Below are 14,546 nucleotides of genomic sequence, written 5' to 3' on the forward strand. Positions count from 1 at the left end.
TGATGTTTCGTGAGCCATGTTGTATAATGACTTTTAATAATGGCTGTGTCACGGTCAGGGGGTCATACAGAATGGCTGTCAATCAATTAAAAAAAGTAGAAGTAAGTTTCAAGGCCATGATAGACGAGGAAGTTTTACAGCAGGTCCAGCAAGGTAATAAGCATGCGCTTAATCATTTGATAGAGAAGTACCGAAGTTTTGTATATGCAAAAGCCCAAACCTATTTCTTAATTGGTAGTGATCGGGAAGATGTTATTCAAGAGGGAATGATTGGTTTATACAAGGCAATTCGTGATTACGATGGGGACAAGCTTGCATCGTTTAAGCGATTTGCCGAGCTATGCATAAAGCGACAAATCATTACCTCCATCAAAACGGCGACGAGACAGAAGCATATCCCTTTAAACTCCTATGTATCACTGGATAAACCGATCTATGATGAAGAATCAGATAGGACATTACTCGATGTCATTGCCGGATCTAAGGCAATCGATCCACAGGAACTATTGATAAATCGTGAAAGGTTCGATTTTGTAAAAGATAAATTATCTGAATCATTAAGCGATTTAGAAAAGAAAGTTCTCTATTTTTATTTGGATGGGTGGTCTTATGAGGAAATTTCGGAAGAGTTAAATCGGCATGTCAAGTCAGTGGATAATGCCTTGCAGCGGGTTAAGCGGAAGATGGAACAGTTCGTTGAATTAAATGAACTCGTTATTTGAATGCGTTTTCTTAATAGCCTATGATACTTGTGTAATAAGGAGATCAGTGTTTGAAAGCATTGACATAGGACTGAAGACATGCTAATGTATATAGAGCAAAAACCCTTGTTTGGGGTGAGGAAACTTGAATAAAAAAATAACGTTGGCTTGTTCAATCTGTTCAAGCAGAAATTATACAACGAATAAAAATATATCGACTAACCTGAATCGTTTGGAAGTGAACAAATTTTGTAAAAGATGCGAAAAGCACACACTGCATCAAGAGACAAAATAGGGAGTTTGGAGGAACAAAGTGAATATCTTTAAATTTTTAAAAGATGTATCTCGAGAAATGAAAAAGGTAAGTTGGCCCAAGGGACGGGAATTGACCAGTTATACGATTACTGTTATAGTAACAGTATCGTTTGTAGCGTTGTTTTTTGCAGTCGTTGATCTTGGCATCACGCAAGTTTTAAACAATGTACCTTTTTTGAATAATTAATAAGCGCTTATGCTATAATAAATCCAATGCTATTTATTTCCAATAAAAAACCCGCTGAATAAACGGGTTTTTTTAATATGGTTAGAATAACAACATATTGAAAATGGGTAACAAAGTATAAAGTAGTCGTTATCGGTCTAGCTTGGTCGCACACGATGTACTAGTGAATGCGTTGTGACACGAGCATTTACGCGCAGTCCTAAGGATGTAGCGGTTTTAGCTTACGAGACCGCTTGCGCTTTTCTGTGTTGTATCGTGCAACGGTTAATTAATAAATGTTATAAGGGAGGGAAGGGCAAATCAAATTGTCCAAATGAATGGAAAAAAATTGGTATGTTATTCACACATATTCCGGGTATGAAAACAAAGTAAAAATGAACTTGGAAAAAAGAGTAGAGACAATGGGGATGGAAGACAAGATCTTTCGTGTGATTTTCCCAGAAGATGAAGAAACGGAAATAAAGGATGGCAAGAAGAAAGTAGCTAAGAAGAAAGTATTCCCTGGTTACGTGCTAGCGGAAATGATTATGACAGATGATTCATGGTATGTTGTAAGAAACACACCAGGAGTTACTGGGTTTGTTGGCTCAAGCGGACAGGGCACGAAGCCGACCTCATTGCTTCCACATGAAGTAGATGCCGTGTTAAAGCGGATGGGAGTAGATGAGAAAGTTGTTCATATCGACTTTGAAGTAAAAGAGAACGTTCGTGTGATGGAAGGTCCATTTGCAGACTTTACAGGAACAATTGAGCATATTGATCTTGATAAACAAAAAGTGAAAGTACATGTGAACATGTTCGGTCGTGAAACGCCTGTCGAGCTTGATTTTTCTCAAATCGATAAATTATAAATGCATTTATCTATGAAGTGCTCTGTTCTTCACAATTTTAGTAGGAAGTCATTTTATTCTTGCATTCTATTGATATTCATGCTAAAATTCTTTTGTTATTCATGTTCTCTTTTCACATAAAGGATAGGTTAACAGGAGTGGGAGGGAAGCCTTGCATGTTGCATTTTTGACATAGGCGAGGAAACCCAATTACCACATCACGGACTTTAAGGAGGTGTGTTTCGTGGCTAAAAAAGTAATCAAGTTAGTAAAATTGCAAATTCCTGCAGGTAAAGCAAACCCAGCACCGCCAGTTGGGCCGGCGCTTGGTCAAGCAGGGGTTAACATCATGGGATTTTGTAAAGAATTTAATGCGCAAACACAAGATCAGGCTGGTTTAATTATCCCGGTTGAAATTACTGTGTTTGAAGACCGCTCATTTACATTTATTACAAAAACTCCACCAGCTGCTGTTTTGCTTAAAAAAGAAGCTGGTATTGATAAAGCTTCCGGTGAACCGAACAAGAATAAGGTTGCCGTAGTTAAGCGTGATAAAGTAAAAGAAATTGCAGAATTAAAAATGCAAGATCTAAATGCTGCTGATGTAGAGGCAGCGATGCGTATGGTTGAAGGAACTGCACGCAGCATGGGCATTACAATCGAGGACTAACGAATAGTGCTGGCAGATTACGATCGTATAATGCCTTCACAAATTGATGAAGGGACGTATAACCTTTGCTTTTGTAGGGAGGAAAGCCGATTAACTGCTGGCGCTTCATTTTTAAGCAAGGCGCTTGCGCTTTTTCTTAGCAGATAAGAAAGTATACAACTTTCTTACTGCATAAGTGCTACTAAGGCTTTCGCCATAAAGGCTTGGCGACAAGCCAAGTTTTCTAATAAGTATGCGTCCGGACCGGTAAACAGGACTATCCTTATACTGTCTGGAAGCATATGTTATAAAAGTACATCGGTGCTTTTATAAGTGGGAGGTAACACCGCTATTACCACAATAAAGGAGGAAATATGATGGTTAAAAGAGGTAAAAAACATCAGGAAGCGATCAAACAGGTTGATCGTTCTAAAACGTATGATATAAAAGAAGCAGTTCAATTGCTAAAAGAAATCGCAAAAGCAAACTTTGACGAAACGGTTGAAGTGGCTTATCGTCTCGGCGTAGACCCGAAGAAGGCTGATGAACAAATTCGCGGAGCGTTTGTTTTACCGCATGGTACAGGGAAAACACAACGTGTACTTGTTTTTGCCAAGGGCGAAAAGCTTAAAGAAGCTGAAGCAGCAGGTGCTGATTACGTCGGTGATCAGGACATGATTGCTAAAATTAACCAAGGTTGGTTTGACTTCGATGTTATTGTTGCTACACCGGACATGATGGCTGAAGTTGGAAAACTTGGAAGAGTATTGGGACCTAAAGGGCTTATGCCGAATCCGAAGACTGGCACAGTAACATTTGAAGTTGAAAAAGCAGTTAAGGATATTAAAGCAGGTAAGGTTGAATACCGTGTTGATAAGTCATCGAATCTTCACGTTCCGATTGGAAAGTTATCTTTTGATAATGAAAAACTGGAAGAGAACTTTACTGCAATGACAGATACAATTGTTAAAGTGAAGCCACAGGCATCCAAAGGAACGTATTTACGTAATGTAGTTATTACTTCTACGATGGGGCCTGGTGTTAAAGTCGACGTTTCAAGCTTCCGTCGCTAATATAATAGTTTGCTTATAGTATTGACTTTTAGGAAATGATTCGCTATAATTTGGTGCGTCATTAAAATAATATATTACGTTGTACCGTAGACAGTAGGTGCGAGTATTCTCGCTTAATTTCCTGCCGAGGTGTTTAAAACAAGTGGTTAAATCATATTTGATTTTGCATTTGTATATTAAGCCTTCATGTCTACATGAAGGCTTTTTTGATTCGGTATGATGAATGGAAAAGCAGGAGGTGGAAAGATGGCTAAAGTAGAACAGAAAAAACAAGTAGTTGAAGAGATTACGAATAATTTTCGTGAAAGTCAATCAACCGTATTGGTTGATTATCGAGGGTTAAATGTAGCGGAAATTACACAGCTTCGTAAAGAGCTGCGCGATGCGAATATTGAGTATAAGGTTTACAAAAACACAATGGCAAGACGAGCAGTTGTCAAAGCGGAACTCGAAGGACTACAAGAAACACTTGTCGGCCCGACTGCTGTTGCTTTCAGTAAAGATGATGTTGTCGCCCCGGCCAAGATTATCGATCAGTTTGCTAAGGATCATGATGCGCTAGAGATTAAGGGTGGCGTTATCGAAGGGGAAATCGCAACAGTTGAACAGATCCAGGAGTTGGCGAAGCTTCCAGACTACGACGGACTTGTTTCTATGTTGCTTAGCGTTCTGCAGGCGCCTATGCGCAATCTTGCTTACGCTACAAAAGCAATTTCGGAACAAAAAGAAGAGCAGGAAGCATAATAAAAAGTTACAAATAGTGGTTCGATAAATAAATTAAAACGAAAATAGGAGGAACTAACAGATGACTAAGGAACAAATTATTGAAGCTGTAAAAGAGATGTCTGTATTGGAATTAAATGACCTTGTTAAAGCAATAGAAGAAGAGTTTGGTGTAACGGCTGCAGCACCTGTAGCAGTAGCAGGTGGAGCAGGCGGTGGAGAGGCTGCTGAAGAACAAACTGAATTTGATGTAGTTCTTAACGATGCAGGAGCTTCAAAAATCAAAGTTGTTAAAGCAGTTCGTGAAATTACCGGTCTTGGCTTGAAGGATGCGAAAGAATTGACTGACTCAGCACCTAAGCCGGTTAAAGAAGGCGTGTCAAAAGAAGAAGCAGAAGAAGTTAAAACAAAACTAGAAGAAGTAGGCGCGTCCGTAGAACTAAAATAATGAAAATGAAAAAGCTCGTCATTTATTTGACGAGCTTTATATATCTTTTTTTGGCAGATAAGAAAGTATATAACTTTCTTGCTGCATAAATGCAACTAAGGCTTTCGCCTTAAAGGCCTGGCGATAAGCCAAGTTTTCTAAAAAGATAACAATGTATAAAATTTTTCGCGTAGCTGTCTAGCTTAATCGCCCAGAAACTAGGCGACTTCCCGCAGCGCCATACGATAAAGAAGACTTGCCGATTGGCTTCAGCCAGAGGCTTAGTCGCCCTTATGACCTTGGGTGAAAGTTATCATCGATTCGGTAAGACAAAGGAGGGCCAACTAAATACGGCCTTTGCGGCCAACGTTGGCATACCCCTTTTGCAGGGGCATGATTCCTTTATCTTAGTTGCTTCGGTCCAGTCGCTACGTTTCTAAGCGGGGCGCTTGCGCTTTTCTTATATAGGTATTTGATTATCGAGGGAAACGTGATTGCGTTTGTAAAAAGCTTATAAGTAGGTGTTGCTGTATGTCGGAACATTATTTTTCCAAAAACCCTCAGGCTGGGAGCGCGCCAAAAACTTGGGAATATAAACTTAAAGGAACGTGGTACACGTTTACAAGTGACATTGGTGTTTTTTCAAAAGACGACGTCGATTTCGGTTCTCAGTTATTAATAGAGCAGTTTCAACCGCCTGCAGTCGCTGGTAATGTTCTTGATATTGGCTGTGGATATGGGCCTATCGGTATCGCAATTGCCGACCACAATCGTGAGCGTCGCATAATAATGGCAGATATTAACGAGCGTGCACTTGAACTTGCAAAAAGGAATGCAAAGGTAAATAACTTGGTGAATGTATCATTCGTTAACAGTGATGGATTTTCTGATATACCATCTGGTGATTTTGCGGCAATAGTAACAAATCCGCCTATACGGGCTGGGAAAAAAGTGATTTACAAGATGTTTGAAGAGAGCATTGACTTTTTGCGAAGACAAGGGGAGCTCTGGATCGTTATCCAAAAAAAGCAAGGAGCGCCATCGGCGAAAGATAAGTTACAAAATGTATTTGGGAACGTTGAAGTAGTGGCTCGTGATAAAGGTTATTATATTTTGAGGGCGATAAAAAGTTGACCTAACCAATGTGTTGTGATAACATAGTTTAATGCTATATTGGAGTTATATTGTCTGAAATTTTGCGGACCATATCCAACGTATAAATTGGTATAATCTGGAGAGAATGATTAGAATGTAAGAATTAAGCAGCCTACTCTCTGCAGCTTTTTTCGTACCGGAATTTTTTGTGTTTCATAATATACGACTGGATGGTTCGGCTACATGTTAGATTTCCGTATTTATTTATTAAAATTATATAATTATTTTCTGCTTTTAGCAATAACCAAATCTATTTTAGCAGAAAGAAAGCAAAAGTACTTCCGGCATAGAGAGCGTAAGTACAACGCCGCATAGGCGTCAGGTAAGCTTAAGCATTATTGTTTTATCGAAGGAAGTTATTTTTGCACGCAGCATGCACTCATGCCAAGGTATGATCTAAGTCATTCGGCAATCATTTTCCTCTCTGCTAAAAAAATAATAACCTATATTATGAAATAGTACAAGGGAATTAAAAGAAAGATTTCTGATTTGATTTGTTGCACAATTTGAAAATTGTGATGTGATTGCAAGGAAGCTTCTGTTATAAAGACGTTGAAATATAATGTTATTTTTAGTGCATGAAAGATTTATTATTAGTTCAGCAAACTTTTTAAGTTTCACATATAAGACTCTGAAAAGTATTTTGAAAAATGTTTGATTTGAGGGGTGAAGCAGTTGACAGGTCAGCTAGTTCAGTATGGGCGTTACCGCAAGCGAAGAAGTTATGCACGAATAAGTGAAGTTTTGGAACTGCCAAATCTTATTGAAATCCAAACCGCTTCTTATGATTGGTTTTTGGAAGAAGGTTTAAAGGAGATGTTCAAAGACATTTCTCCAATTGAGGACTTCACTGGGAATCTGTCATTGGAATTTGTCGATTACAGCTTGGGAGAATCTAAGTATCCCACAGAGGAGTCCAAGGAAAGAGATGTTACTTATAACGCACCGCTTCGTGTAAAGGTACGTCTCATTAACAATCAAACAGGGGAAGTAAAAGAGCAGGAAGTATTTATGGGCGACTTCCCGCTTATGACAGATACAGGAACATTTATTATTAATGGGGCAGAACGTGTTATTGTTTCCCAACTCGTTCGTTCGCCAAGCGTCTATTACAATGAAAAAATAGATAAAAACGGGAAAAGAGGCATGACTGCTACAGTCATACCAAACCGTGGTGCTTGGATGGAAATGGAAACAGATGCAAGAGATGTTGCATACGTGAGGATTGATCGTACAAGAAAGTTGCCAATCACCGTGTTGCTTCGTGCATTGGGTCTTGGTACAGATCAAGAAATTATTGATTTAATTGGTGAAAATGAATACTTAAAAAATACACTTGAAAAAGATAATACGGAAACAACGGAAAAAGCCTTGCTAGAAATATATGAACGCTTAAGACCGGGTGAGCCGCCGACCGTTGAGAATGCGAAAAGCTTACTCGTTTCCCGCTTTTTCGATCCAAAGCGTTATGATCTTGCACATGTGGGTCGCTACAAGATGAACAAGAAATTACACATTAAAAATCGCTTGTTTAATCAAGTGCTCGCTGAAACTCTTGTAGATAAAGAAACAGGAGAAGTTCTAGCGGAAAAAGGCGATAAACTAGAAAGAAAATTGTTGAATAAGCTAATTCCGTACTTAGAAGGTGAAGAACAACTAGGTGAAAAAATGGTTGAACTTCAGGAGGGCGTTCTCGACGAACAAGTCTCTGTTCAATCAATTAAAATTATGGACCCTACTGATCCTGAAGGTGAAAGAGTACTGAATGTCGTTGGAAATGCAGGTGTTGATGAAAGCACGAAACATATAACACCAGCAGACATATTGGCATCAATCAGTTACTTCTTTAATTTGCTGTACAAAGTCGGAGATACAGATGATATTGATCATTTGGGTAATCGTCGACTGCGGTCAGTTGGAGAGTTGCTACAAAATCAATTTCGTATTGGTTTATCACGTATGGAGCGTGTCGTGCGCGAAAGAATGTCCATTCAGGATACATCAAGCGTTACACCGCAGCAGCTAATTAACATTAGACCGGTAATAGCATCCATTAAAGAGTTTTTCGGAAGTTCCCAGTTGTCGCAGTTTATGGATCAGACGAATCCGTTAGCTGAGCTGACACATAAGCGTCGTTTATCCGCACTTGGACCTGGAGGTTTAACTCGTGAACGTGCAGGGATGGAAGTACGTGACGTACACTATTCCCATTACGGACGCATGTGCCCGATTGAGACCCCGGAAGGGCCAAATATTGGACTAATCAATTCCCTTTCAAGCTATGCCAAAGTAAATAAATTTGGATTTATTGAAACGCCATACCGGAGGGTTGATCCCGATACTGGAAAGGTTACAGCGGAAATTGATTATCTAACCGCAGATGAAGAAGATAATTATGTCGTTGCACAGGCAAACGCACGTTTAGGCGAGGATGGCCACTTTATTGATGATGAGGTCATTGCCCGCTTCCGAGGAGAGAACACAATTGTGCCTCGGGAACAGCTCGATTATATGGATGTATCACCTAAGCAGGTCGTATCTGCTGCGACAGCTTGTGTACCATTTCTAGAGAATGATGACTCTAACCGCGCACTAATGGGTGCTAACATGCAACGACAGGCTGTCCCGTTATTACAGCCGGAAGCACCTATTGTTGGAACAGGAATGGAATATGTTTCCGGTAAAGATTCAGGCGCAGCAGTCATCTGCCAAAACGCTGGAATTGTCGAACGAGTGGAAGCGAAAGAAGTTCATGTTCGTCGAATTTCCGAAGTGGACGGAAAAGAAGTCCAAGGCGATGTGGATCGGTACAGTCTGAGTAAATTTATTCGTTCCAATCAGGGAACTTGTTATAACCAAAGACCAATTGTTAAGCAAGGCGATCGTGTAACAAAAGGAGAAGTCCTTGCTGACGGACCTTCCATGGAAGTCGGAGAGCTTGCATTAGGCCGTAACGTACTTGTCGCCTTTATGACTTGGGAAGGCTATAATTATGAAGATGCGATTATTATGAGTGAAAACCTTGTAAAAGATGATGTGTATACATCGATTCATATTGAAGAATATGAATCAGAATCTCGAGATACAAAGTTGGGACCGGAGGAAATCACCCGAGACATTCCAAACGTTGGTGAAGAGGCATTAAAGGACTTGAATGAAGATGGAATTATTCGTGTTGGGGCAGAAGTTTCCGATGGTGATATATTAGTAGGAAAGGTAACACCAAAAGGAGTGACGGAACTATCAGCTGAAGAACGATTGTTGCATGCGATTTTTGGTGAAAAAGCCCGTGAAGTCCGTGACACTTCTTTACGTGTACCTCATGGTGCAGGTGGTATCGTACATGAAGTTAAAGTCTTTAACCGAGTCGATGGTGATGAGTTAAAACCGGGCGTTAATCAGCTTGTCCGTGTCTACATTGTCCAGAAGAGAAAAATCTCTGAAGGGGACAAAATGGCTGGAAGACACGGGAATAAAGGGGTAATTTCCAAATTGCTTCCGGAAGAGGATATGCCATTTCTTCCTGATGGGACACCGGTTGACATTATGTTAAACCCGCTTGGCGTTCCGTCACGAATGAATATCGGACAAGTGTTCGAGCTTCATTTAGGAATGGCTGCGAGACAATTGGGAATTCATGTAGCTTCTCCGGTATTTGATGGCGCCAATGAAGAAGATGTCTGGAGTACACTAGAAGAAGCGGGAATGCCGCGAGATGCCAAAACTGTGCTCTACGATGGCCGAACAGGCGAACCATTTGATAATCGTGTTTCCGTAGGGGTATCGTATATGATTAAACTATCCCATATGGTTGACGATAAATTACACGCTCGTTCTACTGGTCCATACTCCCTTGTTACCCAACAGCCGTTGGGAGGTAAGGCGCAGTTTGGTGGACAGCGTTTTGGAGAAATGGAAGTTTGGGCACTGGAAGCATATGGTGCCGCCTATACACTACAAGAAATATTGACAGTTAAATCCGATGATATTGTAGGTCGCGTTCAAACGTATGAATCGGTTGTAAAAGGTGACAATGTGCCGGAGCCGGGCGTTCCTGAGTCGTTCAAGGTACTTATAAAGGAACTTCAGAGCCTAGGAATGGATGTTAAAATGCTTTCCAGTGACGAACAAGAAATTGACTTACGCGCACTGGAAGACGATGAGGCACAAACAGCGAGCAAATTAAATCTTGAAATTAAACAGGACTAAAAGAACAGGAAGGTTGGCTTCATCGTCAACCTCCCGTCTCTTTATACAACGACAGGAAAGTAAGGAATTTTGTGAAGTGAAGTCTTTTAAGTTCCGAGAATAAGAAAAATGAAAGCATTCACTAATAAAAAAGACAATGGCACGTTTTTCTTTTTGAAAAATATGGAAGTATAAAATTTTGGCGCATAGCTGTCTAGCTTCGACGTACAGGATGTTCTAGTGCAGGCGACGCCACAGGACGTGGCGTTCTAAGCCTGCCAGCGCCCAGCCCCTCGAGGTCTTAAGCAATAACTCTTCGTGGCAACACCGCCACTACGATTTCTTGCTTAAGCTTGTCGGGGCTTACCAGGGCGCTTGCGCTTTTCTTAAAATACACACGGCAAGAAGCCGAGAATTATAAATGTATGGTGAAATCGGACATTAAATGGGAGGTAGGCCCCTTGCTAGATGTAAATAACTTTGAGTTTATGAAAATTGGTTTAGCTTCATCCGAAAAGATACGGTCTTGGTCCTATGGTGAGGTCAAAAAACCGGAAACAATTAATTATCGGACACTAAAGCCGGAAAAAGACGGGCTTTTTTGTGAACGAATTTTCGGTCCCCAAAAAGATTGGGAATGTCATTGCGGGAAGTATAAGCGTGTGCGCTATAAAGGCGTTGTTTGTGATCGCTGTGGTGTTGAAGTAACGAAATCCAAAGTTCGTCGTGAGCGTATGGCACATATTGAATTGGCAGCACCTGTATCGCATATTTGGTATTTTAAAGGAATTCCAAGCCGTATGGGCCTTGTCTTGGATATGTCGCCACGAGCATTGGAAGAGATTCTTTATTTCGCAGCCTATGTTGTAACAGACCCGGGTGGTACGCCGCTCGAGAAAAAGCAGTTATTATCTGAAAAAGAATACCGAACCTATTACGAAAAGTATGGCAATGTATTTAAAGCAGATATGGGAGCCGAGGCTGTCCGTAGGTTATTGCAAGATATTGACTTGGAAAAAGAAGTTGCTGCGTTAAAAGAAGAGCTCAAGACTGTTCAAGGACAACGGCGCACACGTGCGATTAGACGCCTGGAAGTGATGGAAGCTTTTCGTCATTCAGGTAATGATACATCGTGGATGGTACTAGATGTACTACCGGTCATTCCGCCGGAAATAAGACCAATGGTACAACTAGACGGCGGACGGTTTGCAACTTCTGATCTAAATGATTTATATCGTAGGGTCATTAACAGAAACAATCGGTTAAAACGGTTGCTAGACCTCGGGGCTCCAAGTATTATTGTTCAAAATGAAAAAAGGATGCTTCAAGAATCAGTTGATGCACTAATTGATAATGGCCGTCGAGGTCGACCGGTAACAGGTCCGGGTAATCGTCCGTTAAAGTCACTATCCCATATGTTAAAAGGGAAGCAGGGACGTTTCCGTCAAAACTTACTTGGTAAGCGTGTGGATTACTCAGGTCGTTCGGTTATTATCGTAGGCCCAAGCTTAAAAATGTATCAGTGTGGATTGCCACGTGAAATGGCACTTGAATTGTTCAAGCCATTTATTATGAAAGAGCTGGTCGGGCAAGGAATTGCCCATAATATAAAGTCGGCAAAACGTAAAATTGAACGTGTTCATCCGGAAGTATGGGACGTTCTTGAGGAAGTAATTAAAGAACACCCAGTATTGCTGAATAGGGCTCCGACGCTTCACCGATTAGGAATTCAAGCATTTGAACCTACGTTAGTAGAAGGTCGTGCCATTCGTCTGCACCCACTCGTTTGTACAGCATACAACGCGGACTTCGATGGGGACCAGATGGCTGTTCACGTACCGCTATCCGCTGAAGCACAAGCTGAAGCACGCATATTAATGCTCGCTGCACAAAATATTTTGAATCCAAAAGACGGGAAACCAGTCGTTACACCTTCCCAAGACATGGTGTTGGGGAATTACTACCTCACGATGGAGCGCAAGTCGGCTATTGGAGAAGGAAAAGTATTTAGTGATATAAATGAAGCATTAATTGCCTATCAGAACGGCTATGTTCATTTGCACAGCAGAATCGCTTTATATGCCGGCAGTTTAAATAATAAGACGTTTACGGAAGAGCAACATAAGAAGCTTCTTTTAACAACTGTTGGTAAATTAATTTTTAATGAAATTTTGCCGGATTCGTTTCCTTACATTAACGAACCGACAAGATCCAACTTGGAGATCGAGACACCTGAAAAGTACTTTCTTGATAAAGGTGCAAATATTAAAGAAGAAATTGAAAAACGCGAGCTTATTCGTCCGTTCAAAAAAGGTATCTTAGGTGATATTATTGCCGAAGTCTTTAAACGGTTTAAAATAAGCGAAACGTCGAAAATGCTCGACCTTCTGAAAGATCTCGGCTTCTATTATTCTACACGCGCCGGGATGACAGTCGGCGTTTCCGATATCGTCGTTTTAAAAGAAAAAGGGAAGTTGCTTGATGAGACACAATTAAAAGTAGACAATGTGCTTAAGCAATTTCGACGTGGTTTAATAACAGACGAAGAGCGTTATGATCGGGTTATTTCGATCTGGTCCGAGGCAAAAGATGTCATTCAGGAAAAGCTGATGGACTCATTAAGTAATGAAAACCCAATATTCATGATGAGTGATTCAGGTGCACGTGGTAATGCATCTAACTTTACACAGCTCGCCGGTATGCGTGGGTTGATGGCTAACCCTGCAGGAAGAATTATTGAGCTTCCGATTAAATCAAGTTTCCGTGAAGGGTTAACCGTTCTTGAATACTTTATATCTACTCATGGTGCGCGTAAAGGGCTTGCGGACACTGCACTGAAGACAGCAGATTCCGGTTACTTGACACGACGCCTCGTAGATGTAGCTCAAGATGTCATTGTAAGAGAAACTGATTGTGGAACCGATCGAGGACTACCAGTTTCAGCATTGAGCGTAGGGTCTGAATTGATTGAACCGCTAATTGATCGTCTGATCGGAAGAACGCTATTCGAAACGATTAAACATCCGGAAACGGGCGAAACAATCGTTGAAAAAGATACGGTTATTTCTGAAGACCAAGCAAAACAAGTTGTAAATGCAGGCATTGAAGAAGTCACAATCCGATCCGCATTTACGTGTAATACGAAGCATGGCGTATGTAAAAAATGCTACGGCCGTAACTTGGCAACAGGGGATGAAGTTGAAGTTGGAGAAGCCGTTGGAATTATCGCTGCGCAATCAATTGGAGAACCGGGTACACAGTTGACAATGCGTACTTTCCACACTGGTGGGGTTGCAGGCGACGATATTACTCAAGGTTTACCGCGTATTCAGGAATTGTTCGAGGCGCGTAATCCGAAAGGGCAAGCGGTTATTAGTGAAGTACACGGCACGGTCCAGGAGATTAAAGAAGTAAAAGATAGACATGAAGTTGTCATTCAAGGTGAAATTGAACAACGTTCGTATGCTGTTCCATACAACGCTCGATTTAAAGTGCAGGTTGGCGACGAAGTAATTGCTGGCCAAGAATTGACCGAGGGTTCTGTTGATCCAAAAGAGCTTTTAACAGTGCAAGGTGTCGAAGGTGTTCAAGCATACTTACTGCGTGAAGTTCAACGCGTATACCGCATGCAAGGTGTTGAAATTGGTGATAAGCACGTTGAGGTAATGGTTCGTCAAATGTTAAGAAAAATGCGAGTCATTGACTCCGGTGACACCGACGTTTTACCAGGCGCTTTGCTTGAGTTGCATCAGTTTAAAGAAGCGAATGAAGCAGCGCTGAAAGAAGGAAAAATTCCTGCAGTAGGTGAACCTATCCTTCTTGGAATTACAAAAGCTTCACTAGAAACAGACTCTTTCTTGTCCGCAGCATCATTCCAAGAAACAACAAGAGTATTAACCGATGCAGCAATCAAAGGTAAACGAGATGAATTGCTTGGATTGAAAGAAAATGTTATTATCGGTAAACTGATTCCAGCAGGTACAGGAATGCAGCGTTATCGAAAAATTAAACCTGGATTGGATAAACCGGAAGAGGAAGAAGTTATCGAACATCCGGAAATTGTCCAGTAAAGATGATAGGTTAATAACACTTTTTTAATAGTACGTGTAAATTTTTGACAACTAGCATAAGCATCCCGTATTCACTTTATAATACGGGATGCTTATACAATCTTTATAAAAGTATGATGTTTACAGCGGGCACGATTATGGGAAAAGATAATAGTGGTGTTTACGGTTTTCATCATAAGACAGGAATAGAATGAAAAAAGATAGAAAAACAAGTAGAAAATGTAAGGT

At 40.8% G+C, this 14,546-nt stretch carries 11 protein-coding genes and 1 other annotated feature; all 11 genes read left to right on the plus strand.

All coding sequences use genetic code 11. The features are described from left to right. The first annotated feature begins 71 nt into the window (after window positions 1-71). The 11 genes from sigH (at window position 72) to rpoC (ending at window position 14,318) form a co-directional block, all read left to right on the plus strand. Window positions 72-722 carry an RNA polymerase sporulation sigma factor SigH gene (sigH, locus tag ACLIBG_RS08675; protein ID WP_439312371.1) on the plus strand — a complete coding sequence of 217 codons (651 nt, stop codon included), beginning with the start codon at window positions 72-74 and terminating at the stop codon, window positions 720-722. Window positions 723-846: 124 nt separating this feature from the next. Continuing rightward, window positions 847-996, plus strand: a complete 150-nt coding sequence (rpmG, locus tag ACLIBG_RS08680; protein ID WP_439312372.1) for a 50S ribosomal protein L33 — start codon at window positions 847-849, stop codon at window positions 994-996. A gap of 18 nt (window positions 997-1,014) precedes the next feature. Continuing rightward, window positions 1,015-1,203, plus strand: coding sequence for a preprotein translocase subunit SecE (gene secE / locus ACLIBG_RS08685; protein ID WP_439312373.1), 189 nt, complete (start codon window positions 1,015-1,017; stop codon window positions 1,201-1,203). A 317-nt stretch (window positions 1,204-1,520) separates the two neighbouring features. Continuing rightward, on the plus strand, window positions 1,521-2,054 hold the full coding sequence (nusG, locus tag ACLIBG_RS08690) for a transcription termination/antitermination protein NusG (protein ID WP_439312374.1): 534 nt from the start codon (window positions 1,521-1,523) through the stop codon (window positions 2,052-2,054). A gap of 223 nt (window positions 2,055-2,277) precedes the next feature. Further along, window positions 2,278-2,703 (plus strand): 50S ribosomal protein L11, encoded by a 426-nt coding sequence (rplK, locus tag ACLIBG_RS08695; protein ID WP_439312375.1) that lies wholly within the window; start codon window positions 2,278-2,280, stop codon window positions 2,701-2,703. Window positions 2,704-3,059: 356 nt separating this feature from the next. Beyond that, window positions 3,060-3,755 (plus strand): 50S ribosomal protein L1, encoded by a 696-nt coding sequence (gene rplA / locus ACLIBG_RS08700; protein ID WP_439312376.1) that lies wholly within the window; start codon window positions 3,060-3,062, stop codon window positions 3,753-3,755. Between the two features lie 66 nt (window positions 3,756-3,821). Further along, window positions 3,822-3,972, plus strand: a sequence feature (ribosomal protein L10 leader region). A 29-nt stretch (window positions 3,973-4,001) separates the two neighbouring features. Next, window positions 4,002-4,499 carry a 50S ribosomal protein L10 gene (gene rplJ, locus ACLIBG_RS08705; protein ID WP_439312377.1) on the plus strand — a complete coding sequence of 166 codons (498 nt, stop codon included), beginning with the start codon at window positions 4,002-4,004 and terminating at the stop codon, window positions 4,497-4,499. A gap of 61 nt (window positions 4,500-4,560) precedes the next feature. After that, the gene (gene rplL, locus ACLIBG_RS08710) at window positions 4,561-4,926 is read left to right on the plus strand and encodes a 50S ribosomal protein L7/L12 (RefSeq protein WP_439312378.1); all 366 of its coding nucleotides are present in this window, start codon (window positions 4,561-4,563) and stop codon (window positions 4,924-4,926) included. A gap of 510 nt (window positions 4,927-5,436) precedes the next feature. Further along, window positions 5,437-6,039 (plus strand): class I SAM-dependent methyltransferase, encoded by a 603-nt coding sequence (locus ACLIBG_RS08715; RefSeq protein ID WP_439312379.1) that lies wholly within the window; start codon window positions 5,437-5,439, stop codon window positions 6,037-6,039. Window positions 6,040-6,735: 696 nt separating this feature from the next. Continuing rightward, complete coding sequence (gene rpoB, locus ACLIBG_RS08720) at window positions 6,736-10,269, plus strand: DNA-directed RNA polymerase subunit beta (RefSeq protein WP_439312380.1); 3,534 nt, start codon at window positions 6,736-6,738, stop codon at window positions 10,267-10,269. Window positions 10,270-10,709: 440 nt separating this feature from the next. Beyond that, on the plus strand, window positions 10,710-14,318 hold the full coding sequence (gene rpoC / locus ACLIBG_RS08725) for a DNA-directed RNA polymerase subunit beta' (RefSeq protein WP_439312381.1): 3,609 nt from the start codon (window positions 10,710-10,712) through the stop codon (window positions 14,316-14,318). The last annotated feature ends 228 nt before the right edge of the window (window positions 14,319-14,546 follow it).

The sequence above is a fragment of the Virgibacillus sp. W0181 genome (assembly GCF_051846915.1).
Classification (GTDB): Bacteria; Bacillota; Bacilli; order Bacillales; family Amphibacillaceae; genus JBPYCR01.

Coding starts and splice junctions, on each gene's coding strand:
- sigH (WP_439312371.1), top strand. CDS start 72: ATGGCTGTCAATCAATTAAAAAAAGTAGAAGTAAGTTTCAAGGCCATG.
- nusG (WP_439312374.1), top strand. CDS start 1,521: ATGGAAAAAAATTGGTATGTTATTCACACATATTCCGGGTATGAAAAC.
- rplA (WP_439312376.1), top strand. CDS start 3,060: ATGGTTAAAAGAGGTAAAAAACATCAGGAAGCGATCAAACAGGTTGAT.
- rplJ (WP_439312377.1), top strand. CDS start 4,002: ATGGCTAAAGTAGAACAGAAAAAACAAGTAGTTGAAGAGATTACGAAT.
- rplL (WP_439312378.1), top strand. CDS start 4,561: ATGACTAAGGAACAAATTATTGAAGCTGTAAAAGAGATGTCTGTATTG.
- ACLIBG_RS08715 (WP_439312379.1), top strand. CDS start 5,437: ATGTCGGAACATTATTTTTCCAAAAACCCTCAGGCTGGGAGCGCGCCA.